The sequence below is a fragment of the Azospirillum sp. NS33 genome, assembly GCF_059703765.1.
This window is the reverse complement of record NZ_BAAKJB010000035.1, coordinates 44,848-68,578: the sequence shown is the minus strand read 5'-3', so window position 1 is coordinate 68,578 and position 23,731 is coordinate 44,848. Positions and strand designations below refer to the sequence as shown.

At 74.0% G+C, this 23,731-nt stretch carries 23 protein-coding genes and 1 pseudogene; 15 read left to right on the top strand and 9 right to left on the bottom strand.

Annotated features, from left to right (window positions below; translation table 11 throughout):
• The 3 genes and pseudogenes from AC6H2I_RS24635 to AC6H2I_RS24625 all read left to right on the top strand — a co-directional run.
• A pseudogene (locus AC6H2I_RS24635) lies at positions 1-716 on the top strand (hypothetical protein); the annotation flags it as partial.
• Complete coding sequence (locus tag AC6H2I_RS24630; protein ID WP_497503407.1) at positions 713-1,096, top strand: hypothetical protein; 384 nt, start codon at positions 713-715, stop codon at positions 1,094-1,096. The pseudogene AC6H2I_RS24635 and the gene AC6H2I_RS24630, both read left to right, overlap by 4 nt.
• A 78-nt stretch (positions 1,097-1,174) precedes the next feature.
• Positions 1,175-2,014 carry a M48 family metallopeptidase gene (locus AC6H2I_RS24625; RefSeq protein ID WP_497503406.1) on the top strand — a complete coding sequence of 280 codons (840 nt, stop codon included), beginning with the start codon at positions 1,175-1,177 and terminating at the stop codon, positions 2,012-2,014.
• Between the two features lie 8 nt (positions 2,015-2,022).
• Here AC6H2I_RS24625 and AC6H2I_RS24620 read toward each other — a convergent pair whose 3' ends face one another.
• The 4 genes from AC6H2I_RS24620 to AC6H2I_RS24605 form a co-directional block, all read right to left on the bottom strand.
• A complete protein-coding gene (locus AC6H2I_RS24620) occupies positions 2,023-5,157 on the bottom strand; it encodes a hypothetical protein (RefSeq protein ID WP_497503405.1) in 3,135 nt (1,044 codons plus the stop codon).
• Positions 5,158-5,160: 3 nt separating this feature from the next.
• The gene (locus tag AC6H2I_RS24615; protein WP_497503404.1) at positions 5,161-5,520 is read right to left on the bottom strand and encodes a hypothetical protein; all 360 of its coding nucleotides are present in this window, start codon (positions 5,518-5,520) and stop codon (positions 5,161-5,163) included.
• Between the two features lie 47 nt (positions 5,521-5,567).
• Positions 5,568-5,840, bottom strand: a complete 273-nt coding sequence (locus tag AC6H2I_RS24610; RefSeq protein ID WP_497503403.1) for a hypothetical protein — start codon at positions 5,838-5,840, stop codon at positions 5,568-5,570.
• A 118-nt stretch (positions 5,841-5,958) separates the two neighbouring features.
• A complete protein-coding gene (locus AC6H2I_RS24605; RefSeq protein WP_497503402.1) occupies positions 5,959-7,131 on the bottom strand; it encodes a hypothetical protein in 1,173 nt (390 codons plus the stop codon).
• A gap of 417 nt (positions 7,132-7,548) precedes the next feature.
• Between AC6H2I_RS24605 and AC6H2I_RS24600 the strand changes: the two genes are divergently transcribed.
• A complete protein-coding gene (locus AC6H2I_RS24600; RefSeq protein WP_497503401.1) occupies positions 7,549-8,010 on the top strand; it encodes a DsrE family protein in 462 nt (153 codons plus the stop codon).
• A 44-nt stretch (positions 8,011-8,054) separates the two neighbouring features.
• Here AC6H2I_RS24600 and AC6H2I_RS24595 read toward each other — a convergent pair whose 3' ends face one another.
• Both AC6H2I_RS24595 and AC6H2I_RS24590 read right to left on the bottom strand, forming a co-directional pair.
• Positions 8,055-8,795 carry a cytochrome c biogenesis CcdA family protein gene (locus AC6H2I_RS24595; RefSeq protein WP_497503400.1) on the bottom strand — a complete coding sequence of 247 codons (741 nt, stop codon included), beginning with the start codon at positions 8,793-8,795 and terminating at the stop codon, positions 8,055-8,057.
• 21 nt (positions 8,796-8,816) lie between these two features.
• A complete protein-coding gene (locus tag AC6H2I_RS24590; protein WP_497503399.1) occupies positions 8,817-9,683 on the bottom strand; it encodes an alpha/beta hydrolase in 867 nt (288 codons plus the stop codon).
• Between the two features lie 86 nt (positions 9,684-9,769).
• Between AC6H2I_RS24590 and AC6H2I_RS24585 the strand changes: the two genes are divergently transcribed.
• The 3 genes from AC6H2I_RS24585 to AC6H2I_RS24575 all read left to right on the top strand — a co-directional run bounded on the left by AC6H2I_RS24585 (position 9,770) and on the right by AC6H2I_RS24575 (position 11,543).
• Positions 9,770-10,324, top strand: a complete 555-nt coding sequence (locus AC6H2I_RS24585; protein WP_497503398.1) for a SoxW family protein — start codon at positions 9,770-9,772, stop codon at positions 10,322-10,324.
• An 81-nt stretch (positions 10,325-10,405) separates the two neighbouring features.
• On the top strand, positions 10,406-10,852 hold the full coding sequence (locus AC6H2I_RS24580; protein ID WP_497503397.1) for an Rrf2 family transcriptional regulator: 447 nt from the start codon (positions 10,406-10,408) through the stop codon (positions 10,850-10,852).
• Positions 10,842-11,543 carry a class I SAM-dependent methyltransferase gene (locus AC6H2I_RS24575; protein WP_497503396.1) on the top strand — a complete coding sequence of 234 codons (702 nt, stop codon included), beginning with the start codon at positions 10,842-10,844 and terminating at the stop codon, positions 11,541-11,543. Before AC6H2I_RS24580 ends, AC6H2I_RS24575 begins: the two co-directional genes overlap by 11 nt.
• A 58-nt stretch (positions 11,544-11,601) precedes the next feature.
• Here the strand turns inward: AC6H2I_RS24575 and AC6H2I_RS24570 are convergent, their stop codons facing one another.
• From AC6H2I_RS24570 to AC6H2I_RS24560, 3 genes are all read right to left on the bottom strand, one after another.
• On the bottom strand, positions 11,602-13,569 hold the full coding sequence (locus tag AC6H2I_RS24570; protein ID WP_497503395.1) for an ATP-binding protein: 1,968 nt from the start codon (positions 13,567-13,569) through the stop codon (positions 11,602-11,604).
• A gap of 4 nt (positions 13,570-13,573) precedes the next feature.
• Entirely contained in the window at positions 13,574-14,221 is a 648-nt protein-coding gene (locus AC6H2I_RS24565; protein WP_497503394.1) for a response regulator, read from the bottom strand.
• Between the two features lie 130 nt (positions 14,222-14,351).
• Positions 14,352-16,313: a sulfatase-like hydrolase/transferase gene (locus AC6H2I_RS24560; protein WP_497503393.1), complete on the bottom strand. Its 1,962-nt coding sequence runs from the start codon at positions 16,311-16,313 to the stop codon at positions 14,352-14,354.
• A gap of 254 nt (positions 16,314-16,567) precedes the next feature.
• Here AC6H2I_RS24560 and AC6H2I_RS24555 point away from each other — a divergent pair, with 254 nt between their 5' ends.
• The 8 genes from AC6H2I_RS24555 to AC6H2I_RS24520 all read left to right on the top strand — a co-directional run bounded on the left by AC6H2I_RS24555 (position 16,568) and on the right by AC6H2I_RS24520 (position 23,669).
• Positions 16,568-17,641: a PilN domain-containing protein gene (locus tag AC6H2I_RS24555; protein ID WP_497503392.1), complete on the top strand. Its 1,074-nt coding sequence runs from the start codon at positions 16,568-16,570 to the stop codon at positions 17,639-17,641.
• The gene (gene gspM, locus AC6H2I_RS24550; RefSeq protein ID WP_497503391.1) at positions 17,638-18,198 is read left to right on the top strand and encodes a type II secretion system protein GspM; all 561 of its coding nucleotides are present in this window, start codon (positions 17,638-17,640) and stop codon (positions 18,196-18,198) included. Before AC6H2I_RS24555 ends, gspM begins: the two co-directional genes overlap by 4 nt.
• A complete protein-coding gene (locus AC6H2I_RS24545; protein ID WP_497503390.1) occupies positions 18,195-18,683 on the top strand; it encodes a hypothetical protein in 489 nt (162 codons plus the stop codon). The genes gspM and AC6H2I_RS24545 overlap by 4 nt, the downstream gene beginning before the upstream one ends.
• A gap of 53 nt (positions 18,684-18,736) precedes the next feature.
• Positions 18,737-20,926, top strand: coding sequence for a type II secretion system secretin GspD (gene gspD, locus AC6H2I_RS24540; protein WP_497503389.1), 2,190 nt, complete (start codon positions 18,737-18,739; stop codon positions 20,924-20,926).
• Complete coding sequence (locus tag AC6H2I_RS24535; protein ID WP_497503388.1) at positions 20,923-21,747, top strand: hypothetical protein; 825 nt, start codon at positions 20,923-20,925, stop codon at positions 21,745-21,747. Before gspD ends, AC6H2I_RS24535 begins: the two co-directional genes overlap by 4 nt.
• A complete protein-coding gene (locus tag AC6H2I_RS24530; protein ID WP_497503387.1) occupies positions 21,744-22,295 on the top strand; it encodes a prepilin peptidase in 552 nt (183 codons plus the stop codon). Before AC6H2I_RS24535 ends, AC6H2I_RS24530 begins: the two co-directional genes overlap by 4 nt.
• A 109-nt stretch (positions 22,296-22,404) precedes the next feature.
• Positions 22,405-22,746, top strand: coding sequence for an ArsR/SmtB family transcription factor (locus AC6H2I_RS24525; RefSeq protein ID WP_497503386.1), 342 nt, complete (start codon positions 22,405-22,407; stop codon positions 22,744-22,746).
• Positions 22,743-23,669, top strand: coding sequence for an SRPBCC domain-containing protein (locus AC6H2I_RS24520; protein ID WP_497503385.1), 927 nt, complete (start codon positions 22,743-22,745; stop codon positions 23,667-23,669). Before AC6H2I_RS24525 ends, AC6H2I_RS24520 begins: the two co-directional genes overlap by 4 nt.
• The last annotated feature ends 62 nt before the right edge of the window (positions 23,670-23,731 follow it).

Genomic DNA, 23,731 nt, shown 5'->3' with positions numbered 1-23,731 from the left:
AACTCCCCGTCTACGAACGCCTGGGCGACGTGCACGCCCGCGCCGTCACCATGGGCAAGATCGCCGACATCCTCTCACAAAGGGGACAGACCGAAGAGGCCCTGCGCATCCGACGCGACGAGCAACTCCCCGTCTACGAACGCCTGGGCGACGTGCGAGAGCGCGCCGTCACCATGGGCAAGATCGCCGACATCCTCTCACAAAGGGGACAGACCGAAGAGGCACTGCGCATCCGACGCGACGAGGAACTCCCCGTCTACGAACGCCTGGGCGACGTGCACGCCCGCGCCGTCACCATGGGCAAGATCGCCGACATCCTCTCACAAAGGGGACAGACCGAAGAGGCCCTGCGCATCCACCTGGACGAACGGTTGCCCGTGGCCGAAAGGATGCAGGACCTCGAGAGCATCGCCCATGTCCGATTGTGCTGCGCCCGGATCCGATTGGGGCGAGGCGGACTTGAGGCCGGCGAGGCGGTCACCATCGTCGAGGAACTCGCCGAGAGCTTCGCGATCTTCCGCCGGATCGGCCGCGCCGACGGGATCGCCTTTGCGGGCGCGCTGCTGGGACAGGTGCTCGCCGCCGTCGGCCGCAACGAGGAGGCCGCGGCGGTGCTGACCGACGCGCTGGCGGCGTTCACCACCCTGAACCACGCCGAGGGGATCGCCCAGGTCCGCGGGCTCCTCGACTCCCTGGAAAAGAAAGCCTCCCCATGACCCTGACCGTCCGTGTCGCCGGCCCCCACGCCGCCGAGATCGCCGCCGCCATCGAGGCCTTCGCCCGCGACGCCCTCGCCGCCCCCGCCACCCCGCTGCCGGCGGAGGCCGCCGGGGACGAGGCGCTGCGCAGCGGCACGCGGCTGGCGGTGCTGGCCCTGCTGCTGGCCTTGCCGGGCGCCGTCAACGACACCCTCTCGCTGGCCGAGCGGGCGCGGCTGGGCGAGCGGATCGACGCGCTGCTGGCGCAGGTGCAGGTCATCGCCGGGCCGGAGGACAGCGTCGCGCTGTGCGGTGGCTCCGGCGGCGACCTTGACCTGACCACCGCCGGGCGCGACGCCGTACTGGACCGGCTGGAAGGCGCGGCGGCGCCGAAGTAGGAACGCGGCGGCCGGAACCGGCCGACCCGCCGCCGCGTTCCCCGACCAGAGCCCCGGCAACAGCAGCCCTGCCCGCCCATGTGCCTCCACCACCCGCCCGGCCTCCACCACCCGCCGCACCGTCCCGCCGCCGCAGCCTCCGCCGCCCACGGCCTGCCGCGGCGCGCCGTGCTGCGGCTGCTGGCGGGGACGGCGGCGGCGGTGCCGCTGGCCGGGTGCGACGACCTCTCGCTGCCGTTCCAGCTGGTCTCCGACGACACGGTGCAGCGGCTGGGGCTGGAGAGCTGGCAGCGCATCCGCGCCGGCACGGCGGTGTCGGGCGACACGGCGTTGCGCAACGCCGCCACCGAGATCGGCCGGCGCCTGCTGGCGGCGGCGGGGGAGGACCCGCGGCGGTGGGAGCTGGTGGTGTTCGCCGGCGACGAGGTCAACGCCTTCGCCCTGCCCGGCGGCAAGATCGGCGTCTACGAGGGCATGGTCCGGGTGGCCGCCACCCCCGACCAGCTGGCCGCCGTGATCGGCCACGAGATCGGCCACACCCAGGCCGGACACGCCCAGGACCGCCTCAGCGTCGCCACCTTGAAGCGCTTCGGCCTGCAGCTCGTCAGCGCCGCCCTGCAGGTCGGCGACGTGCAGTACGCCAACGAGATCGCCGGCCTGCTGGGCATCGGCGTGGAGTTCGGGCTGGTGCTGCCCTATTCGCGCGGGCAGGAGCTGGAGGCCGACCGCCTCGGCCTCGCCACCATGGCGCGGGCCGGCTACGATCCGCGCGCCGCGGTGGAGCTGTGGCGGCGCATGGACCGGCTGGGCGGGCGGACGGGCACCCCCGCCTTCCTGTCCACCCACCCCGCCCCCGGCGCCCGGGCCGAGGCCATCGAGGCCCTGCTGCCGGAGATCGCCGGGGGCGGCGGCGCCTGACGCGAGGATCAGGCGGCCAGCACGGTGATGTCGCCGGCCGCCAGGGTGCGCACGGTCAAGGTGGCGATGGCCACCGCCGCCCCGGCGCCGCTGCCGTCGGCGTCGAAGGACAGCACCCCGGTGGCGGTGTCGAAGACGAACCAGTCGTCGCCGTCGCCCGGCGCCCCCAGGGCGAAGTGGCTGGCCGAGAGGGTGCCGGCGGCGATCGCGCCGAAGTTCGGCCCGACCACCTCGATGCGGTCGCTGCCGCTGGTGAAGTCGGTGACGGTGTCGGCGCCCTGGCCGGGGGCGGCGAAGCGGAAGGCGTCGTTGCCGGCCCCGCCGGTCAGGGTGTCGGCCCAGTCGTCGCCCTGCAGGGTGTCGTCGCCGGCCCCGCCCACCAGCACGTCGTCGCCACGGTTGCCATAGAGCAGGTCGTCGCCCTGGCCGCCGAACAGGGTGTCCTGGCCCTGCCCGCCGTAGAGGGTGTCGGCGCCGGCGTTGCCGTAGAGCCGGTCCGCCCCCTGGTTGCCCCACAGCAGGTCGACCCCGGCCCCCGCCGTCACCGTGTCGTCGCCGTCGTCGCCCCACAGGGTGTCGGCGCCCGCCCCGACGCTCAGCGCGTCGTTGCCGCCGGCGCCGTGCAGCAGGTTGCTCCAGGCGGCGTTGCCGGCCAGGGTGTCGTCGCTCTGGCCGCCCCACACCGGCATGCCCTCCACCTGGGCCTGCAGCGCGCCCTGGGAGCCCCAGCCGATCTGGTGGTAGGTGTTGTCGGCGCTGTCGCGGAAGACCAGGTAGTGGTAGGTGCCGTCCGCCCCCTCGGCGGGGTCGAGGATGAGGTCCTGGGAGAGCTGGCGCACCGACTTGGTCCAGCCCTCCGGCAGCACCGCCGCCTCGAAGGCCGCCGCGACCTGGCTCTGGTCGGTCTGGCCCGACGCGTGCATGATGTAGGTGTTGCCCCACGCGTCGGTCACGACGTAGCGGTCCAGCGCCGCGCCGGTGGCGGGGTCGTTGGCGTAGAACTTCATGCGCTGGCCCTTGAAGTTCGCCGTCACCTTGACGACGCCGGCGGCCGGCGTCGTCACCAGATTGCCGGCCGCGTAGGCGTTGGTGATGGGCGGGGTCGAGCCGGCGTAGTCGACCACGTTGAACGGCCACATGGCGTTGATCGCCTGGGACATCGCCGCCCAGGTGTAGCCGTCGGCGGTGGTGATGTAGGTGGTGGTGCCCTCCGCCGCGCCCGGCGAGGCGATGAACCAGGATTCGTTGAACTGCAGGTTGCGCGTGGTGTTGACGATGTAGGGGGACGGCGCGTCGTAGCCGGCCGCCCACACCGCGTCGGGGATCGGGTTGCTGCCCCCGCTCTTGTAGGTGGCCAGCGGCAGCGACGGGTCGACCAGCAGGGTGCGGCCGTCGATGATCTCGTGCGCCTCTTCCAGCACATTCCACTGCCCGGTGCCGCCGCTGGCGAAGCTGGCGGAATACCAGGCCACCCCTTCGTTGCGGTAGCCGGTGGCCACGCCCTCGGCGGCGTCGGTGGTGTAGAGATGGTCGTCGGTGGCGGCGTTGTAGAGGCGGTAGACCGCGCTCGCCCCCTCCGTCGCGGTGCCGTAGGCCTGGAAGGCCACGCCCTCGTCGGCGTAGTAGCCGGCGGCCAGCAGCCGGGTCCGCTCGGCGGCGTCGGTCGTGTAGAAGTGGTTGCTGGTCGCGGCCTGGTACAGCCGGTAGACGTCGACCAGCCCGGCGGCGCTGCTCTCGGCGGAGAAGGGCACGCCCTCCTCGCGGTAGCCGCGGCTGTCGCGGGCCGTCGCCGCCTCGATCGAGCTCGACGTGTAGAAGTGGTCGCCAGTGGCCGGGTTGAACAGGCGGAACACCACCGGCATCCCGTCGTCGGCGTCGTAGGCGTCGATGGTCTGGGCGGCGTGGGAGACGGTGCCCAGGCTGTCCAGGCTGACGGTGACCGGGAAGGTCTGGGCCCGCGCCGGCTCGGTGTAGGTGACGCCCGCGGTGGGGGTGCGGCCGGGACCGCCGGGGTTGTAGATGTCGCTGTAGCCGGCGACCGCGCTGGTCGGGATCTCCACCGCGGCGATGCGGGCCATGGCGGCGGCGTCGCCGGAGAGCACGATGTCGAAGTAGTTGTCGTGGTCCTCGGCGTAGGTTGCGTCGTAGACCACGTCGGCGCCGTTGGCGGCGGGGCCGAGCTCGGCCAGGCCGACCACCCGCACCGTGCCGACGCCGAGGTCGTAGTCGACGCCGTCGCGGTCGATCACCACCGTGTTGCCGGCGGCGTCGGTGGCGGTCAGGCGGAAGTAGCGCGCGAACTCGTCCGGCAGGAAGCCGCTGACCCCGTCCGGCGAGAAGCCGCCGGAGGTGAACAGGCGCAGCCGGTACTGGGCCTGGTCGCCGTAGAGCGTGACCCCGTCGTTGGCGACGCCGCCGCCCAGCGCCGGCGGCGTGAAGTCGCCCACCGTCGACATGCGGGTCAGCCGCGCCCCCACCAGGGTGGGGCCGGCCTCGTAGGGGTTGGAGCTGTCGATGGACTGGCCGACCAGGCTGACCGGCCCGTCCGGGCCGACCGCCATCAGCGGCGTGGCGTCCTCGGCGATGGCCACCGACACCGGGTAGATGGCGCCGGGGGTGCCGGGGGTGAGGCGGTTGCCGAACTCCCCGAACACCACGATGACGTGGCGCTCGTTGAGGTCATAGTTGGGGTTGAGCGCCGCCGCCTGGGGCGTCACGACCGCCCCGGTGTTGAGGGTGATGGCGATGTCCGTGGGGTCGACCGTGCCCGGCAGGATCGGCCAGCTGAACTCGATCGGCATCGCGTCGGCGTAGGTCACCGCCGCGCCGAAGCCGGCGCCGACGATGCCCACCGACGACACCGCCGAGGTCAGGTTGCGCAGCGGCGGCACCGGGTCCAGCCCCGCGTAGTCCAGGTTGACGCCGGCCCCGGCGTCAACGGCGAGCTGGAGGTCGGCGGCCGACTGCAAACCGGGGATGCCCTGGATGCCCTCGAAGCCGAACCCGGCGGCGAGGATGCGCGGCGTCGCCGTCCACAAATCGGCGTTGATCACCACATTGCGGTGAAGCTGGACATAGGCGGGCGTCGCGGTGGCGGGCGTCGCCGTGGGCGACGCCGCTCCTGCCGTGGTCGCGGCGGCCATCGCTCAGCGCACGCCGACGCGGTTCACCGGCCCACCGGCGTTGGGGGTGCCCACCCGCGGCGCCACGCCCACGCCCGGCGCGCCCACGCCGACCCCGGGGGTCACGCCGACCCCGGGCGCGCCGACGCCGACGCCAGGCACGACACCCACGCCGGGCGCACCGGCGCCGGGCACCACCACCACCGCCCCGGGGGCGACCACGGCAGGCGGCGGCGCGACGACGCAGCCCCTGGGAATGCCGACGGCGCGGCAGTAGACGACGGCCTGGGCCGGCGCGGCGCCGGCCAGCGTGGCCAGCGTGGCGGCGACGGCCGCCGTGGTCATGGTGGCGGCGACGGCCGCCACGGTCACGATGCGGGTCATTGTGGTCCTCCCCATCCCTGTGGCCCGCCGCGGCGGGCCGGTGTCGCTCACTGCACGATCATCGCCAGGCACTTGCCCGCGGCCTCGGCCGCCGGGCGGGCGTCGGAGCGGCTGATCTTGCCGCCCATCACCAGCGGCCGGGTGGCGGCGCGCAGCTCGTCGGCGATGGTGACACCGGGGGCGATGCTCGGGCGGGTGGCGTCGTAGATCATCTTGGCGTCAGCCGGCAGGGCCGTGGCGCAGGCGTCGGCGGCCGCCGCGTCGGCGAACGCGGGGGCCGGGGCGAGGGCCAGCAGGGCCAGCAGATAGCGCGTTTTCATCGGTCGGGTCCCAGCTCAAGCGGTGGCGATGCTGGGAACCCTAAACTTTGCAACAACCGCGCTGAATCCCATGGATATGGGAGAGGCGGGGACGGCCGGCGCCCCCTGCCGGCGCGGCTCAGAACGCCATGCGCTGCTCGCGCCGGCGGTCCAATGCCACGTCGAACTGGCGCAGCATGTCGTACATGGTCTCGAAGAACAGACGTTTGTCGACGGCATGCCGCATGAACCGGCTGAATGTGTGCGACAGACTGTTCAGCGCCGAAATGCAGTAACCCATCAGCCAGTACTTCTTGCGGACGTTGCGCAGGAAGTCACGGAACGCGTCGGGCGAGCCGTCCATGAAGGTACGGAAGCAGTTCTCGTACTCCGACAGGATGCCGCGGATGTCGCCGAGCACGCCCTCGATCTGCTTGCCCACCCGCTCGATGTACATGAGCAGGCTGGCCTCGTACATCTTGTGGCTGCGCAGGTCGATGGGCAGGCAGTTGCCCGACTTCAGCCAGTTGACGATGTTGCGCACGGCCGGGGCGAGGCGGCGCAGCTGGTATTCGTAGAAGGTGATGCCCTTCCAGGCGCTGAACACCAGGTCGGCCTCCGACTGGTCGATGCCGAAGGCGGTGACGAAGGTCCGCGCCTCGGGCAGGGCCGGGTCCCAGATCGCCTGGAGGAAGCGCTCGATGCGCGGCCCCACCCCTTCGGGAATGTCCAGCGCCTTGCGGATGATCGGCTCGATCCGCCCGCCGATGAGGTGGCGGATCTGCGCCTCCTCCTCCGGGTTGATCCGCAGATAGCGGTTGTCGACGGGGATGCGCTCCGCCTCGAAGCAGATCTTCAGGAGGAACGCGTCGAGCGACGGCACGCTGTCGATGGCGTCGAGCAGCTTGAGGTCCTGCAACGCGCCATCCTGCGGATTGACCTCGTCGACGCCGAAGGTTTCGTGCAGCAGCGAGCGGTAGTTCTTTCCGCGCAGGTAGATGCCATAGCCGCCGGCCCGCGGCGTCGCCGCCGTGTGGGGGACGTACAACGCCGTTTCGATGGGCCGCTTCGCCGATTCGGCGGCGGGCAGGTCGTCGTCGAGCTCCTCATCATCTTCGTCTTTGGCGTCGAAGTTCGGATACTTGAAGATGATGGCGTTGTTCAGCGCCTGCGTCTTGAAGAGAAGGTTTTCCGGTTCGATCCCATGACTCAACTGGAGCACATGGAACGAGACGCTGGACCCGCCCGTCATGATCTGTTCGAGAATCGGCGATGCGCTCTCGTTCTTCTTCTTCTTTTTCCCTGGAAGCATGGCGCTCACGATCTCGACAGTCGCAGAAGGGGAACGAACTCACGAATCGGACAACCGGCCGACGCGTGGAACACGGCACGGACTCGGAATGGCGAATAAGCCGCCTGATAAATAAACGGGATGACGCGGAAAAATAACGTAACGGCCTTTCATCGCCCAGTCAACGGGACGTCGCGGATCGCCCCGGAAACGCACAGTCCCCGCCGGACGCAATCCTGTCATATCACGCGGACGGCGCGGTGAAATGGTGAAAAACAAGGCATTCGACAGCGCGCCCGGGCGTGTGGCCGGCCGCACGGCGCGCGAATCCTTGGCCGCCCCGGCGCCGCCCGGGCGGTCGCCGGCCCGGGATCACCCTTGGCAGGCCGCGGCCGCGGTGCCACTGTCGCCCGGCACGTCCCACCGGGAGGACCCGTCATGACCGCCGCCCGCCTGCTCGCCACGCTGTGGCTGGTCCTCGCCGCGGCCACGGCCCACGCCGAGGCGACGGTCGCCGCCACCGCCTTCGCCGACCCGCCGCCCAGCCTCGACCAGCCCCGGCGCATCCTGCTGCAGTTGACCAGCGACGCCCCGGCGGACATGAACAACATCCTGCACAACGCCGTGAACCTGCAGAAATTCTACGGGATGGATCAGGTCCGCATCCTCGTCGTCGCCTACGGCGCGGGCATGCGGGCGTTCTACAAGGACAGCTCGCCGGTGGCGGATCGGGTGCGCAGCCTGATGCACTACGACATCGGGTTCGTCGGCTGCGGCAACACCCTGGAGGCCACCCACCGCACCCCCGACGAGCTGATCGAGGGGGTGCGGGTCGTGCCCGCCGGAATCGCCGAGATCGTGGAGCGCCAGCTCGCCGGCTGGGTCTATATTCACCCCTGACCGGGCCCGGCCGCCGCCGGGCCGGGCCGGCCGGGCCGATCCGGTCAGCCGATCCGCCCCAGCGCCGGTGCGAGATCGAGCAGGGCGCCGGCGAGCCCGGGCATCGCCCCGGCGATGAACAGGGCGCCGGTGAGCACCAGCAGCAGGCCGGTGGCCCGCTGGACCGCCCCGGCGTGGCGGCGCAGCCGGCCCGCCGCGGCCAGGAAGGGCGGCGCGGCCAGGGCGGCCATCAGGAACGGCACCCCCAGGCCGGCGGCGTAGGTGCCCAGCAGCAGCGCGCCGTGGCTGGCCCGGTCGGCGCTGCCGGCCACCATCAGGATGGTGGCCAGCACCGGCCCGACGCAGGGCGTCCAGCCGAAGGCGAAGGCCAGCCCCACGGCGTACGCGCCGAGCAGCCCGGCCGGCCGCGCCGCGGGGTGGACGCGCAGCTCCCGGTACAGCCAGGGGATCCGCAGCACCCCCAGGAAATGCAGCCCCAGCGCCACGATCACCGCCCCCGCCAGCTGGCCCAGGATGTCGAGGTTGAGGGCCAGCCAGCCGCCGAACGCCGACGCCCCGGCCCCCAGGGCCACGAACACCGTCGCGAACCCGAGCACGAAGGCCAGCGCCGCGGCGACCACCCCGGCGCCGCGCCGCCCGGCGCGCAGCTCGTCCACCGACACCCCGCCGAGGAAGCACAGGTAGGGCGGCACCAGCGGCAGCACGCAGGGCGACAGGAAGCTCAGCACCCCCGCCGCGAAGGCCACCGCGAACGACACGTCGAACGACGCCGGAACCCCGCCCATCGCTGCCTCCGCCGCCCGCCGCTACGGTGTTGCGGCGATGAACGCGGCGATGGCGTCGGCGGTGTCGTCGGCGGCGAAGTCGCGGAAGAAATGATCGCTGTCCTCGATCACCTGGAAGCGCGCGGCGGTCGCCCCCTCCAGCGCCCGCATGCGCCCCAGCAGGTCGGGCACCACCGCGTCGTCGCTGGCGGCCAGCACCAGCAGGGGAACGGCGATGCCGTCCAGCAGCCCCACCGTGTCGTGGCGCGGGTCGCCGCCGTAGTAGGAGCGCACGGCCCCGGCCGTCGCCTCGCCGGCGCCGCAATGCAGGAACGCCGGCACCGCCACCACCGCGTCGTCCGGCTGCCCCGCGGCCCGCCCCAGCACCGCCGCCGCGCCGTCCGGCCGGCCGCCGGTGGCCGGCGCCAGCAGGACCGCGCGGGCCACCGGGGCGTCGCGGTGCGCCGCCAGGTAGCGCGCCACCTGGTTGCCGCCGCGGGAATGGCCGAACAGGGTCAGCGGCCCGGCGCCCCCGGCCGTCAGCCAGCGCACCCAGCCGTCGATCTCGGCCACCCCGTCCTCGTGGCGGTGGCGGTGGGGGACGGCGCAGTCGTACATGCCGGTGCGGTCGTCGACGCCGAGCGACAGGGTCACCGCCAGCGACGACAGGCCACGCTCGGCCAGCCGCTGCTGCAGGCCGCCGATCAGCTCCATGCCATGATGGGCCAGCGTGCCGTGCACCAGAACCACCACCCCGGCGGCGCGGCCGCCGCCGGCCTCCACCAGGTCGCCGTTCAGGGTCAGGCCCCCGGCGGTGCGGCGGACCGGCTCCCCGAAGGCCGGACCGGCGAGGGACGCCGCCACCAGGATGGCCAGCGCCGCCGCGCCGACCGTCGACCTCCATCCCATGCTGGCCTCCCTCCCCCGTTCCGGCGCGTGTATATTAGCTGGACCAACAGTAGCATTTCCGAAACTTCAGGAAAGGGGGAAACGCCATGGTGGGGCGACGGGCGGTGATGCGGGCGGGGCTGGGGTTGGGGTGCGGGCTGGGGCTGGCCGCGGCGGGGATGGCCGCGGCGGGGATGGCGGGTGCGCCCGCGGACGCCCCCGGCGAGGACGGGCTTCCCACCCAGCCCTGGTTCCTGCGCAGCGATCTGGCGCTGGCCGACGATCTCGCCGGGGCCACGGCGGCCGGCAAGCGCTTCGTCGTCGTCTGGGAGCAGCGCGGCTGCTCCTACTGCCGCGACCTGCACCGGGTGACCCTGGCCGACCCCGCCATCGCGGGCTATGTGCGCGCCCATTTCACGGTGCTGTCCTTGAACCTGCGCGGCACGCGCCGGGTCGTCGACTTCGACGGCGAGGCGCTGGAGGAGCGGGCGCTGGCCCGCAAATGGGGCATCACCCTGACGCCGACCTTCCAGTTCCTCCCCGAGGATGCCGCCTCGCTGGCCGGCCGGCCGGTCGCCGCGGCGGAGGCCGCCCGGGTGCGCGGCCTGCTGGCCCCCGCCGACTTCCTGGCCGTCTTCCGCGCGGTCCGCGGCGACGGGTGAGCGGCGGGCGACCGGGCCACGACCGGCTTGACGGCCCGGAGTAATTGTAATATTAAAAGTTACATGAAACGAGACAGCCGATTGTCGGGCGTGCTCCACGTGCTGCTGCACATGGCCGAGCACGAGGGGCCGGTCACCTCCGAGGTGCTGGCCGCCGCGATGGACACCAACCCGGTGGTGATCCGCCGGACCATGGCCGGCCTGCGGGAGCGCGGCTACGTGCGCTCCGCCCGCGGCCGCGGCGGCGGCTGGGAGCTGGCCCGCGACCTGGCCGAGGTGTCCCTGCGCGACGTGTACGAGGCCCTGGGCGAGCCGCCGCTGTTCGCCCTCGGCAACCGCAGCGACGCGCCGCGGTGCCTGGTGGAGCAGGCCGTCAACGCCGCCCTCGACGAGGCCCTGCGCGCGGCCGGCGCGCTCCTGCTCGCCCGCCTGGAGACGGTGTCCCTGGCCGCGCTGAGCGCCGATTTCCACGCCCGCCTCGTCGACCGCGCGGCGCCCCATTGCCCGGAGACCTCCGATGCCGCATGACGCGGGCATGAAACCGTTCCTGGACGCCTTCGCCGATCCCGCGGCGGTGGCCCGGTACGCCGACGGGCCGCCGCGCTTCGTCCCGGGATTCGCGTCCCTCCACCGGATGACGTCGATCCTGCTGGCGGAACGGGCGCCCGACGACGCCCGCGTGCTGGTTCTCGGCGCCGGCGGCGGGCTCGAGTTGGCAGCGCTGGCCGAGGCCCATCCGGGCTGGCGCTTCGTCGGGGTCGACCCCGCGGCGGAGATGCTGCGGCTGGCCGAGCGCACCCTCGGACCGCTGATGGCGCGGGTGGAGCTGGTCCAGGGCCTGATCGACGACGCCCCGGACGGCCCGTTCGACGCGGCCACCTGCCTGCTGACCCTGCATTTCCTCGACGCCGCGGAACGGCGGCGCACGGCCGCCGCGATCCACCGGCGCCTCGCGCCCGGCGCCCCCTTCGTCGCCGCCCACGCCAGCTTCCCGCAGGGCGCCGACGAGCGGCCGCTGTGGCTCTCCCGCTACGCCGCCTTCGCCGTCGCCTCCGGCGCCGCCCCGGAGCAGGCCGAGAACGCGCGGGCGGCGGTCGGGAAGAGCCTGACCATGCTCCCGCCCGAGCAGGACGAGGCCATCCTGCGCGCCGCCGGCTTCGCGACGGCCGACCCGTTCTTCGCCGCCTTCACCTGGCGCGGCTGGATCTGCCACGCATGAACCGGCCACGCCCCGGCCGCCCACGAGGAGGGCAAGCCCCTGGCCGGGCGGCGGGGCGTCAGCGCCACCCGCCTGAGGCCGTGGCCGCGGTGATGTCGGGCAGCACGGCGGGCAGCTCGATCACCACGCGGGTGCCGCCGGGGCCGGTCTCGAACACCAGGTCGGCGCCCATGACGGCGGCGCGGCGGCGCATGTTGTCCAGGCCGTGGCCGCCGGGCCGCGGCGCCACGCCGCCGCGGCCGTGGTCGGCGACGACGATGCGCACCGCATAGCCCGCCCGGGCGGCCGGCGCCATGGCGATCGTCACGGTGCGGCAGCCGGAATGGCGCACCGCGTTGGTGACCGCCTCCTGCAGGATGCGGAACAGGGCCAGGGCGTGCTCCGACCGCAGCCCCTCCACGTCGGGCAGCGGCGCCATCTGCCACTCCAGCTCCATCCCCTGGGCCTGGAGCTGGGGGCCGATCCGCTCGTGGAACTGGGCCAGCATCATCGCCAGGTCGTTGCCCACGTCGTCCAGCGACGCCACCACCAGACGCAGGTCGTCCAGCGCCCGGCGCGCCGCCATGGCGATCTCCCGGCACTCGGCCCCGCGCAGCTCGCACTGCGCCACCATGGACACGAGCTGGCCGGCCAGCCCGTCGTGCAGGTCGCGGGTGAGGCGCAGGCGCTCGCTCTCCAGCGCGGTGGCGCGGACCTGCGCCTGTTCGCGCGCAAAGCTGGCGCGCAGCGCCTCCTCCGCCGCCGCCACCTCCCGGCGCAGCTTGGTGTTGAATCGGCTCACCTCGTTCAACGCCATCGCGTAGCGCCACATCAAGGTGCCGCTGATGGCGGTCATCAGGAACGGCGCGATGAACCGGGTCAGGAAGGCGCGCTGGTCCGGCAGCACCCCGGTGAACACCAGCACGTCGTGGGCGACGATCGGCAGCGCCGCCAGCAGGCTGGCGAGGATGAGCCGCGCCGCGGCGTGGTCGCGGCGGTGGGCGGCGTCGACCAGGATGCGCAGCGACAGCACGATCATCAGCAGCCCCCAGGGCAGGGCCACGAACCGGAACAGCGTGTGGAACCACGGCCGCAGGGTCAGAGGATCGGTGGTCATCACCGCGAAGGCCGCGCCCACCAGCGCCGGCACCGCCAGCGCCAGCCCCACCGGCATCGCCCGCCGCCCGACCAGCTGCGCCATCAGGATGGGCATCAGCCCAGCCTGCCACAGCCCCGCCAGGTTGCTGGCCCGCAGCAGCCAGTCCGGCCACTCCGGCCCCACCAGGAACTGGGGCAGCCCCTGGAGCACGCCGAACGTCAGGATGCCGCCCATGGTGAGGTGCAGCCATTCCTCGCGCCGGCCGACCCAGACCACCAGCAGCGACAGGGCCAGCGCCGCCTGCCACGCCACGGCGAGGCGCGGCAGCGTCACCAGCAGCAGCTCGCGGCCGAGGTAGGCCGGCCGCAGGCGGACGTCCGGACCGATGTACACACGGTCGAGGAAGCCCCCGGGCTGCGACCAGGCGTCGAGGCGGATGTCCAGCGCGTTCGCACCCGGGCGCAACAGCGACGACGGGATCGAGGCGATCAGCGGCCCCGCCTGGTTGACGACGGCGCCGGTCCGGAAATGCCGGGTGTCGACCAGGAAGTCGTCGTTGACCCACAGCTTGAGACGCGCCCCGAAGGTCGGCACGTAGATCGACCAGGTGTCGCCCGGCTGCCCGTCGTACCGGAAGACGATGCGGTAGAGCGCGGCGCACACCTCCGCGCCGGTGTCCATGGCGCAGCGGTGCGGCAGCTCCACCATGGCCCCCGCGCCCGCCGGGACGGGGGCGTCCATCCCGGTGAGCGGCAGCAGGCGGGCGCTGACGATGGCCGGGACGCCGGCCGGTTCCGCCTGGGGAAGGAGGACGACCAGCAGGCCGGCGAGCAGCGCGGCCACCGCCAGGACGGCCGGGTGCCACGCGGCGGGGGTGGAGCGCGGCCGCGCCGCGCCATCGTGGGCGGCGCCCATCCCGGTGGCGGCGTCGGCGGTGCGTCCGGCCATCGCTTCAGTCCGACAGCTTGATCAGCTTCAGCTCGACCGCCGTGAAGACCGCCTCGCTGCGCGAGTTCACCTCCAGCTTGCGGTAGATGTTCTTGATGTGGCTGGGCACGGTGTGGCGGCTGATCCCCAGCCGGTCGGCGATGTCGTTGTAGGTGAAGCCTTTGGCGATGCCCCAGAGGATGTCCATCTCGCGCGCCGTCAACAGGGGCTTGCCCTCCGCCGCCGCCGGGGCGGCGGCCGGCGCACCGTGCACCTGGCGGATGATGTGGCGGGCGATGGAGGCGGAGATCGGCGAGCGCCCGGCCATCAGGTCCCGCACCGCGGCGATCAGGTCGATCGGCCGGGCGTCCTTGAGGATGTAGCCGGAGGCGCCGGCGCGCACCGCCTCCATCACCGTCAGCTCGTCCCCCAGCACCGAGATCACCATGACCTCGGTGTCGGGATAGCGCTGGCGGACCTCGCGGATCAGCTCGGTGCCGTGGCCGTCGGGAAGCTTGAGGTCGGTGACCAGCACCGCCGGGCGGGCACCGTCGAGGGCGGCACGCGCCTCGGCCAGCGTGCCGGCCGCCGCCAGCAGGACGATGCCCTCGCCGGCGGCCAGGGACGTCGCGAGGAACTCCCGGGTCGGCCCGTCGTCTTCGACGAGGATCACGGAAATGCCCTGCTCCACCCGCCCGTCCCCCTCGCCCGCCGCCGCCCCGACGACTATAGGGGCGGCGGGCGCGGGGGGGCCATCCCATGAACGGGGGATGGGGGGGCGGGCGCGCCGCCGCGGCATGGCCTCAGCCACACGTCCCGGTGGCGCCGCAGGCGGGCTGGCCGGCCACCGTGCCGCTCACCGGCGTCAACCGCTTGCGCGCGCACTGGTCGACCAGGATCGCGCGCAACGTCGCCTCCATGGCGTGGCCGCTGCCGGCCAGGTTGGTCAGCTCCATCGGGTCGCCGGTGAGGTCGTACATCTCGTACTCGTCGGGCGCCGGGCAGGTGGTGGTGGTGCGCTGGTAGAGCACCGGCTTGGTCCCGGCCACGTCGTCGGCCGGCACGAGGTTGCGGTCGAAGACGTTGCGCACCCCGCTGTCCCCCGGCGTGCCGGGATCGCTCCAGTCCTGGGGGCTCTCGAAGTAGCGTGCGTACTTCCAGACGCGGCCGTCGATCTCCGTGACGACCGCCTCGACGCTGCCCGGCTCGATCACCGAGCCGTAGTCGAGGCCGATGAAGTTGGTCTGGTTCAGGCCCTTGCTGGGGTCGTCGTCGGACATGTAGTAGACCGGCGCCCGCAGCGCCTCTTCCGTCGCCTCGCCGCGGATCAGCGGCGACAGGTCGCGCCCGACCAACGGCCGGGCGTCGCTGAAGTTGGGCGCGATGGAGGCGCGCAGCGCCGCAGCGTCGAGCCCGGCCAGGCCGAGCAGCGTCGGCAGCAGGTCGACGTGGCTGGTCGGCAGGGACAGGGTGCGACCGGGCGGCACCAGCTTCTCGTTGTGAACCACGAGGGGGACGTGCAGGGCCTCCTCGTACATCGTGTACCATTTCTGGAAGAGACCGCCGTGCGACCCCAGCAGGTCGCCGTGGTCCGACGTGAAGACAATGATGGTGTCGTCCTTCAGGGACGAGGCGTTGAGCCGGTTGATGACCTTGGCGATCTCCTGGTCGACGTCCTGGTGGAGCTGGTAATAGAGGCGGAAATAGTCGTCGGTGACCAGGGTCGGCTGCATGAAGGTGCGGTAGGAGGCGCGGTAGCTCTCCTGCACCGTCGGCTTGGTGCCGACCAGGGATTCGTCGCGCGACGCCGCGAAGCTGTCGTCGAACAGGTCGGTGGGCACCTGGTCGCCGACCGTGAAGTCGTACATCCCCGTGGCCGCCGCGCCGAGACGGGCGAAGAACCCCCACAGCGCGATGTCGTGGGGGTTGATGAAGGACGCCATGATGAACCAGGGCTGGCGCTGCGGCCAGAGCAGGGGCGGCTCGCGGTCCAGCTGGTCCAGCAGCTCGATGAGCTGCTCGGCGATGCCGATGTCGCGGCCGCGCTTGCCAAGGGCGGCCGAGGATCCGCTGTTCAGCGGGTCGGAGCCGTGGGGCTCCGGCCCGACCCAGCCGTCGAAGCCGAACCGGTCGAGCTGGTTGGCCGTGACGTAGTAGTTCTCCGCCGCCGGCAGCCGGTTCCCGTCGTCGTCGTAGGTGGCGACCTGGGTGCGGGTGCCCGGCACGTGCATGTCCTCTTCCGAGACGTGCCACTTGCCGCGCCAGAACGTGCGGTAGCCGCCGGCCCGGAAATAATGCCCCATGGTGGGCACCGTGCTCGGGTGCAGCCAGAACATGTCGGGATCGAAGGCGGTCTTGGCGGCGCCGTCGGTCTGCGTGACCCCGTGCAGCGACGGGTAGTGCCCGGTGTAGAGGGTCGCCCGCCCCGGCACGCAGGCGATCGATCCGGCGTAGTGGCGCTGGAACGTCGTGCCGCCCAGCGCCAGGGTCCGCTGGGTCGTCAGGTAGGTGTTGCGGAACGACGCCAGCGCCGCGGATTCATAGGGAACCGGCGCCCGCTGCTCGTCGACCATGATGAACAGGATGTTGGGCCGCGACGGCTGGGTCGACGCCGCCGCCGGACGCGCCGCCAGCGGCCCGTCGCTGTTGGTGGGGCTGAATCCGGCGGCCGCCATGGCACCCCCGGCCTGCAGCACGTCGCGGCGGTTCGGCCGGGATGGGGCGCCGTCGGTTGCGGGTGGCGATTTGGAAAACGGGTACTTCACGAGACCCCTCCGCGCGTCAATTGCAAGCCTTATAGACCCCAGTTTTTTTTGGGGCGGTCCGTCACACCACTGCGGCGGCCGGCGACCAACCGACGTTGTCGGGCCGCACAACTTGCCGATGACTTCGGTGGACGCTATCATCACTGGCGAAGGCGGGCAAGGCAGGTTGTTTTAAGTGCGCATCGGACCGCGCTATACGGTAGTCTGCCGTCCGAGCAGGCGGGATCGCAACAGGCCGGGGAGGCGGGATCGGGGTGGAGAGGGTCGCGATCACGGGGGCGGGCCGGACGGTCGCGGCCGTCTGGTCCTGGTGGACGCGGGAGCTCGGCGACGCCGCGCGGGCCGTGGCCGGGCCGCTGCGCCGCAAGGGCGGCGGCTTCGTGCTCGACCTGTCGGCCGAGGACGCCACGCTGCGGCGCGCCGGGGACGGCGCCGGGCCGGCCCTGGCCCACGCCACCCGCGGCCCGCACGGCGAGGCCGCCCTGGGCCGCCGCCGCGGCCGGGTCGACGTGCGGCTGGGCGACGACCTTGTGCTGCGCAAGACGGTCGAGGTGCCGGCGGTCGAGGAGTCGGACCTGCGCGGGCTGCTGGCCTTCGAGATGGACCGCCAGACCCCGTTCGCCCCGGCCGACATTCATTTCGACTTCGCCGTCGCCGGCCGCGCCGCGGGCGGCGAGCGCCTGCGGGTCGATCTCGCCGTGGTGCTGCGCCGCGAGGTCGACGCCGCCCTGGCGGTGGCCGAGGGCACGGGGCTGCGGGTCCGGTCGCTGGCGCCGGCCGAGCGTGGCGGTGCCACGCCGCGCTTCGACCTGCTGCCGGCCGACCGCCGCCGCCACGGCGGCCGCCCCCGCCGCCGCCATCCCCGCGCGGTGACCCTGGCCGCCGCCGCGCTGGCCGTCCTGGCCGCCGCGGCCGGAACCGGGCTGTACCGCCAGGCCGCCGCGACCGACGCCGCCCGGGCCGAGCTGGCGTCCCTGCGCGCCGCGGCGGAGGCGACCGCCGCCCTGCGCGACCGGGTCGAGCGTCTCGACGCCCTCGACCGCCGGTTGCGTGCGCAGAAGGCCGCGGAGCCGTCCTTCCTGGCGGTGCTGCGGGAGCTGACCGAGACCCTGCCCGACGACACCTGGCTGACCCGGCTGAGCTTCGCCGAGGGGCGGCTCGACCTGGTCGGCGCCTCGCGCACCGCCTCGGCGCTGGTCGGCGCGCTGGAGGGGCGGGCGCTGTTCACCCAGGCCCGATTCCGGGCGCCGCTGACCCTCGATCCCGCCAGCGGGATCGAGCAGTTCCAGATCTCCGTGCGGGTGCCCCGGGAGGCCGAGCGGCCATGACGCCGTCCCCCTTCGTCCGCCGCACCCTGGCCCTGGGGCTGCTCGCCCTGGCGCTGGCGGTGGTCTGGCGCGTCGCCGGGGCCCCCCTGGTCGAGGCCGCGGCGGCGGAGGCGGAGGCGGCGCAGGCGGTGCGCGAGCGGGCCGACCGCTACCGCCGGCTGATCGCCGTGCGTCCGGCGCTGGACCGCCGGCTGGCGGAGCTGGAGCGGCGCCAGGCGGCGGAGCCGACCTTGCTGGACCCGGACAACCCGGCGGTGGCGGGGGCGGACCTCCAGCAATGGCTGCGCGACGCCGCCCAGGCCCACGGGGCGTCGCTGGTCAGCCTGCAGATCCTCGACCCCGTGCCCCTCGACGGCGTGATCCGCATCGCCGTGCGCCTGCGCCTGGAGGCCCCGCTCGGCGCCATCGTCGCCCTGCTGCACGCCGTCGAGACGGCGCGACCGCTGCTGTTCGTGGAGGGCGCGGAGCTGGGCCAGCCGCGCGGGCCGGCCAGCGGCCCCGGCGGGCCGCCGCTGCCGCTGGCCCTCGAGGTCCACGGCTACGCGAGGCGGACATGACGCCGCGCCTGCTCGGCGGGACCGTCGCGGCCGTCGCGGCCCTGGCCCTGGCCCTGTCGGTGGCCTGGGTCGCGGCGCCGGCCCCCACCGCCTCGACCCCGGCGCCGCCGGAGCCGCCGGACCCCCTCGCCGGCCAGGCCGCGCCGCCGCCCTTGCCGGCGCCGGGGCTGGACGCGTTCGCCGTCATCGCCGCGCGGCCCCTGTTCACCCCCGGCCGGCGTCCGCCGCAGGCACCGCCACCGCCGGTGGCGGCGGCGGTGCCGCGCACCCCTCCCTTCGCGTTGCACGGGGTGATCCGCTCCGACCGCCGGCAGGTCGTCCTGCTCAGCCCCACGCCGCGCGGCCCGCTGGTCAGGGCGCAGCCGGGCGACCGGGTCGCCGGCTGGGAGATCGTCGCCGTGCAGCCACAGGCGGTGACCGTGCGCAACGGCACCGTCGAGGTCCTGCTGCCGCTGGTCCGGCCCGGCGGCCCAGGCAAGCCATGAGTGGACGCCGCACCCCCCCACCCCCCGTCACCGCCCTCACAGGACGCCGATCCGTGCCGCGCCCTCCGCTCCCGACCGTGCCGGACCTCCGGTCCGCCCCCTGGCTCGCCCTCTGGCTCCTGCTGGCCGGCTGCGACACCGTGAGCGCGCCGCCGCCCGCGCCGCCGCCCGCCCCGGCCGCCGCCACCGCCGCGCCGACCGCCCTCACCCCGGTGCCGGCGCCGGGCCAGCCCACCGGCATCCATGCGGTCACGCCGGGACCGCCCGCCGGCGCGGTGTGGCCGGCCGCGGCGCCGCCGGCGGCGGCCCCCCTGCCCCGGCCGCCCGACGTGCGCCTGCCGGGAACCGGCCGCCTGGTGCGCGCCCCCGCCGCGGCGCCGGCGGCGCCGGCGGCCACCGACGAGCGCTACACCGTCAACTTCGTGCAGTCCGACCTGCGCGAGGTGGTCCAGGCGGTCCTCGGCGACATCCTCAAGGTCAGCTACACCCTGCACCCCGACGTGAAGGGGGCGGTGACCCTGCAGACCGCCGATCCGGTGCCGCGCGGCGCCCTGCTGTCGCTGCTGGAGGACGCGCTGGCCCTCAACGGGGCGGCCCTGACGGCGACCGGCCAGGTCTACCAGGTGGTCCCGGCGGGCAAGGACTTCCGCCGCGGCGGGCGGGTCAACCTGATCCGCGCCCCGGGGGCGACCGAGGCGACGGCGGAGATCGCCGTGGTGCCGCTGCAGTACATCCCCGCGGCCGAGATGGCGCGCATCCTCGAGCCCTTCGCCGACGCCGCCGACCTGCTGCGGGTCGACGCCGAGCGCAACCTGCTGATCCTCGGCGGCCCGCGCAGCAGCCAGCGCACCCTGCTCGACCTGGTCGCCATGTTCGACGTGGACTGGCTGGCCGGCAAGTCGTTCGGGCTGTTCCGCCTGGAGACCGCCCGCGCCGCGCGGATGGTGACCGAGTTGCAGGAGGTGTTCGCGATCCAGGGCGCCGAGGCGACCGCCGCGGCGGTGCGCCTGGTCCCGGTGGAGCGGCTCAACGCCGTGCTGGCGGTGACGCCGCAGCGCGCCTACCTGGCCAAGGTGGCGGAGTGGGTGCAGCGCCTCGACGTCGCCGACCCGGACCAGGTGCAGAGCCACGTCTACCGCCTGCAGCACCAGCGCGCCGACGAGCTGTCCGCCGTGCTCGGCGACATCTACGGCGACCGCCGCCGGGCCGCGTCGGGGCGGGCCTCCGCCCCCTTCGCCGGTGCGCTGGGCGCCCCCGCCCCGCCCGGCGGCGCGGCGGCGGAGGGGACCGCGGACGCCGGGTTCCCCGCGGCCGCCGCCGATGGCGGGGCGGCGGACCGTGACCGCGACCGCCAGGCGAGCTTCGTGCCGGACATGGCCCGCAACGCGCTGGTCATCCGCGCGACACCGTCGGTCTACCGCGAGATCCAGACGATGCTGGCGGAGCTCGACACCGCGTCGCTCCAGGTGGTGATCGAGGCGACCATCGTCGAGGTCGCCCTGAACGACAACCTCGCCTACGGGGTCGAGTGGTTCCTGCGCAGCGGCGACGTGGCCCTGCAGTTCGCGACCGGCGCCGGCGGCGGCTTCGCCCCGCTGACCTCGGGCCTGTCCGTGTTCACCGGCGGCGACACCGCCAACGTCAACGTTATCGTGCGGGCGCTCAAGGACGTCTCCAACGTCCAGGTGATCTCGTCGCCGACCCTGGCGGTGCTGAACAACCGCACCGCCCGCATCCAGGTCGGCGACCAGGTGCCGGTGGTCACCCGCGTCGCCCAGAGCATCGACAACCCCGACGCGCCGCTGGTCAGCAACGTGCAGCTCTACGACACCGGCGTGATCCTGGAGGTGACGCCGCGGGTGAACGACAGCGGCATGATCACCCTGGAGATCCAGCAGGAGGTCAGCGACGTGGTCGAGACCACGACCTCCGACATCGACTCGCCGACCATCCAGCAGCGCCGCGTCAGCAGCGTGGTCGCCGTGGCGGACGGGCAGACCATCGGCCTGGGCGGCATGATCCGCGACCGCAAGGGCAGCGGCTCCGTCGGCATCCCGATCCTGTCAGAGGTGCCGCTGCTCGGCAACGTCTTCAAGTCGGCCCGGGACCTCAACGAGCGCACCGAGCTGCTGGTCCTGCTGACGCCCCGGGTGGTGCGCACCCCCGCCGACGCCCGCCTGATCACCGAGGAGCTGCGCGGCCGACTGCGCCTGCTGCGCGACCTCGAGGCCCGCATCCGGTGAGGACCGCCGGGCGGGACACCGGCCGGCCCGACGACCGCGGCTTCGCCCTGGTGCTGGCGGTGTGGGCGGCGGCCCTGCTGGCGGCGCTGGCGGCGGCCCTCGGCGGCGAGGCGCGGACGGCGGCGCAGGCGGCCGGCAGTCATGTCGCCGCCGCCCGGGCCGAGGCGCTGGCCGACGCCGGCGTCCACGCCGCCCTGTTCGACCTGGCGGCGGGGGGCGACCGGGCGGCGGGCGGCGTCGGCGCCGGGGAGCGGCGGCTCGACCTGGAGGACGGCACGGCGGTGGTGGGCATCACCGACGAGTACGGCCGGATCGACCTCAACGCGGCGCCGGAGCCGCTGCTGCGCGCGCTGTTTCGCCACGCCGGGCTGCCGGCCGCCGACGCGGCGGCGATGGCCGCCCGCCTCGCCGACTACCGCGACGGCGACGGGCTGCGCCGCCCCGGCGGCGCCGAGGCCGCCGACTACCGCGCCGCCGGATGGCCCGACCCCAAGGACGGACCGCTGGCCCAGGTGGACGAGGCGGCGGCGGTGCTCGGCATGACGGCGGAGCTGGCCGGCGCCATCGCCCCCCACGTCACGGTCTTCACCGGGGCCGAGCGGGTCGCCGCCGACGCCGCGTCGCCGGCGGTGGCCGCCATGGCCGGCGACGCCGGCCTGCGCCCCTGGCCGAGCCGGCCGCCGGCCGCCCCGCCGCTGGTCCGCATCCGCAGCGACGCCCGGCTGCCCGACGGCACCCGCTTCGTGCGCGAGGCGGTGGCCGCACCGGCGGCCGTGCCCGCGGGGCGGCTGCTGTGGCGGCGCGCCGACGACGCCCCGTGACCGGCCGCGGACTCCCCGGACCGGAATGGGCCGTGCTGCCGGCGGCACCGGCGCTCGCCCTGTGGGCCTGGGCGGTGATGCCCGGCGGCGCCCTGCTGTGGGCGACGGGCGCGCTGGGCGTGGCGCTGCTGGCCCTGGTGGCGATCGACCTGCGGCATCTCCTGCTGCCCGACGCGCTGACCCTGCCGCTGATCCCCGCCGGCCTGGTCGCCGCCCTGCTGGCCGGCGCCGATCCCCTCGACCACGCGGTGGGGGCGGCGGCCGGCTATGCCAGCCTGGCCCTGGTGCGGGCGGGCTACCGGCGGCTGCGCGGGGTGGACGGGCTGGGTGGCGGCGACGTCAAGCTGTTCGCCGCGGCCGGCGCCTGGGTCACCGCGGCGGGTCTGCCGACGGTGCTGCTGACGGCCGGGCTGGCCGGGCTGGCCGGGGTGGCCGTGGCGCGGGCGGCGGGGCGGCGGCTCGACGCGACCAGCGCGCTCCCCTTCGGCCCGTGCCTGGCGCTGGGCACCTGGACGGTGTGGCTGCACGGCCCGTTGCTGATGGGCTAGTCCCGGAACTCCAGGGGTCGGCCATGCCGCGCATGGCGCCAGGGAGAACACTTAGCAATTCAGCGAAGTTTTTCCTTGCGCCGCCGCCGGGCCTGGGATACTTAGCGGAATGGCTAAGCCTGATCCCGACCTCTCGCTGCTGTTCCACGCCCTGGCCGACCCGACCCGCCGGTCGATCCTGACCCGGCTCGCCGAAGAGCCGGCGCGGGTCACGGAGCTGGCCGGTCCGACCGGTCTGCGTCTGCCCACCGTGATGCGGCACCTGTCCGTGCTGGAGGAGGCCGGGCTGATCTCCTCCGCCAAGGACGGGCGGGTCCGCACCTGCGCCATCGTGCCGGAGGCCCTGGAGCCGGCGCGGACATGGCTGGATGAGCAGCGGGCCATCTGGGAAGGCCGGCTCGACCGCCTGGACGCATTCGTGGCAACGGTTATGAAGGAGCGCGAAGAATGACACAGACCCCGGATTCGACCCGCCCGGCCGGCACGACGCCGAAGGGCGGGAGCCATCGCTTTGCGACCCTGACCTTCGAACGGGAGGTGGCGGCAGCGGTCCCGGCGCTGTGGCAGGCCTGGACGGCCCCGGCCGCACGGCGGGTGTGGGCCGCGCCCACGCCGGCGGTCACCGTGGAGTTTCTGGAGGCCGACAGCCGGGTGGGCGGCCGCGAGGTCTCGCTCTGCCGGGTGGAGGGGCAGCCGGACATCCGCTGCGAGGTCGGCTGGCTGGACCTGCGGCCCGGGCTGCGCAGCGTGAACTACGAGGTGGTGTCGTCCGGGCGCGGGACCCATTCGGCGGCGCTGGTGACGGCGGAGGTCTCGGCGTTGGGCGAGCGCAGCCGGATGGTCGTGACGGTGCAGCTGTCCTCGCTGGCCGAGGACATGGAGGCGGGCTACCGCGACGGCTTTGGCGCGGGGCTGGACACGCTCGCCGGCGTGGCGGCGCGGACCATGGTGCTGGAGCGTGTGATACGGGCCCCGCGCGCCGTCGTCTGGGGTGCGTGGATGAACCCCGAGACGCTGCCGCAATGGTGGGGACCGGACGGGTTCTCCTGCCGGACCACCCGGATCGACCTGCGGGCGGGCGGTGAATGGGTCTTCGACATGATCGCGCCGGATGGCACGGTCTTCCCGAACCACCATCGCTACGGCGAGGTCCGGACCGCGGAGCGGATCGACTACACGCTCCACTGGGGCGAGAACGGCCCGAAGCATGCCGACGCCTGGGCCTTGTTCGCGGAGCAGGACGGGGCGACGACGGTGACGCTGGGCATGGTGTTCAGCACGGCCGCCGAGTTCCAGGAGGCGAAGGGCTTCGGTGCCGTCGCGCTGGGCTTGCAGACCCTGGGCAAGCTGGACCGCTTCGTCGCGTCCCGCTGACAGGCCGCGGCGCCACACCGGCGCATGCGGCCGGCCGGGGGAACGCGGCCGGCCCGGTGCCG

What these genes read in the sequence shown, in the direction of transcription:
- AC6H2I_RS24630 (WP_497503407.1), top strand. Translation starts at nt 713, where the DNA reads ATGACCCTGACCGTCCGTGTCGCCGGCCCCCACGCCGCCGAGATCGCC.
- AC6H2I_RS24625 (WP_497503406.1), top strand. Translation starts at nt 1,175, where the DNA reads ATGTGCCTCCACCACCCGCCCGGCCTCCACCACCCGCCGCACCGTCCC.
- AC6H2I_RS24620 (WP_497503405.1), bottom strand. Translation starts at nt 5,157, where the DNA reads ATGGCCGCCGCGACCACGGCAGGAGCGGCGTCGCCCACGGCGACGCCC.
- AC6H2I_RS24615 (WP_497503404.1), bottom strand. Translation starts at nt 5,520, where the DNA reads ATGACCCGCATCGTGACCGTGGCGGCCGTCGCCGCCACCATGACCACG.
- AC6H2I_RS24610 (WP_497503403.1), bottom strand. Translation starts at nt 5,840, where the DNA reads ATGAAAACGCGCTATCTGCTGGCCCTGCTGGCCCTCGCCCCGGCCCCC.
- AC6H2I_RS24605 (WP_497503402.1), bottom strand. Translation starts at nt 7,131, where the DNA reads ATGCTTCCAGGGAAAAAGAAGAAGAAGAACGAGAGCGCATCGCCGATT.
- AC6H2I_RS24600 (WP_497503401.1), top strand. Translation starts at nt 7,549, where the DNA reads ATGACCGCCGCCCGCCTGCTCGCCACGCTGTGGCTGGTCCTCGCCGCG.
- AC6H2I_RS24595 (WP_497503400.1), bottom strand. Translation starts at nt 8,795, where the DNA reads ATGGGCGGGGTTCCGGCGTCGTTCGACGTGTCGTTCGCGGTGGCCTTC.
- AC6H2I_RS24590 (WP_497503399.1), bottom strand. Translation starts at nt 9,683, where the DNA reads ATGGGATGGAGGTCGACGGTCGGCGCGGCGGCGCTGGCCATCCTGGTG.
- AC6H2I_RS24585 (WP_497503398.1), top strand. Translation starts at nt 9,770, where the DNA reads ATGGTGGGGCGACGGGCGGTGATGCGGGCGGGGCTGGGGTTGGGGTGC.
- AC6H2I_RS24575 (WP_497503396.1), top strand. Translation starts at nt 10,842, where the DNA reads ATGCCGCATGACGCGGGCATGAAACCGTTCCTGGACGCCTTCGCCGAT.
- AC6H2I_RS24570 (WP_497503395.1), bottom strand. Translation starts at nt 13,569, where the DNA reads ATGGCCGGACGCACCGCCGACGCCGCCACCGGGATGGGCGCCGCCCAC.
- gspM (WP_497503391.1), top strand. Translation starts at nt 17,638, where the DNA reads ATGACGCCGTCCCCCTTCGTCCGCCGCACCCTGGCCCTGGGGCTGCTC.
- AC6H2I_RS24545 (WP_497503390.1), top strand. Translation starts at nt 18,195, where the DNA reads ATGACGCCGCGCCTGCTCGGCGGGACCGTCGCGGCCGTCGCGGCCCTG.
- AC6H2I_RS24525 (WP_497503386.1), top strand. Translation starts at nt 22,405, where the DNA reads ATGGCTAAGCCTGATCCCGACCTCTCGCTGCTGTTCCACGCCCTGGCC.
- AC6H2I_RS24520 (WP_497503385.1), top strand. Translation starts at nt 22,743, where the DNA reads ATGACACAGACCCCGGATTCGACCCGCCCGGCCGGCACGACGCCGAAG.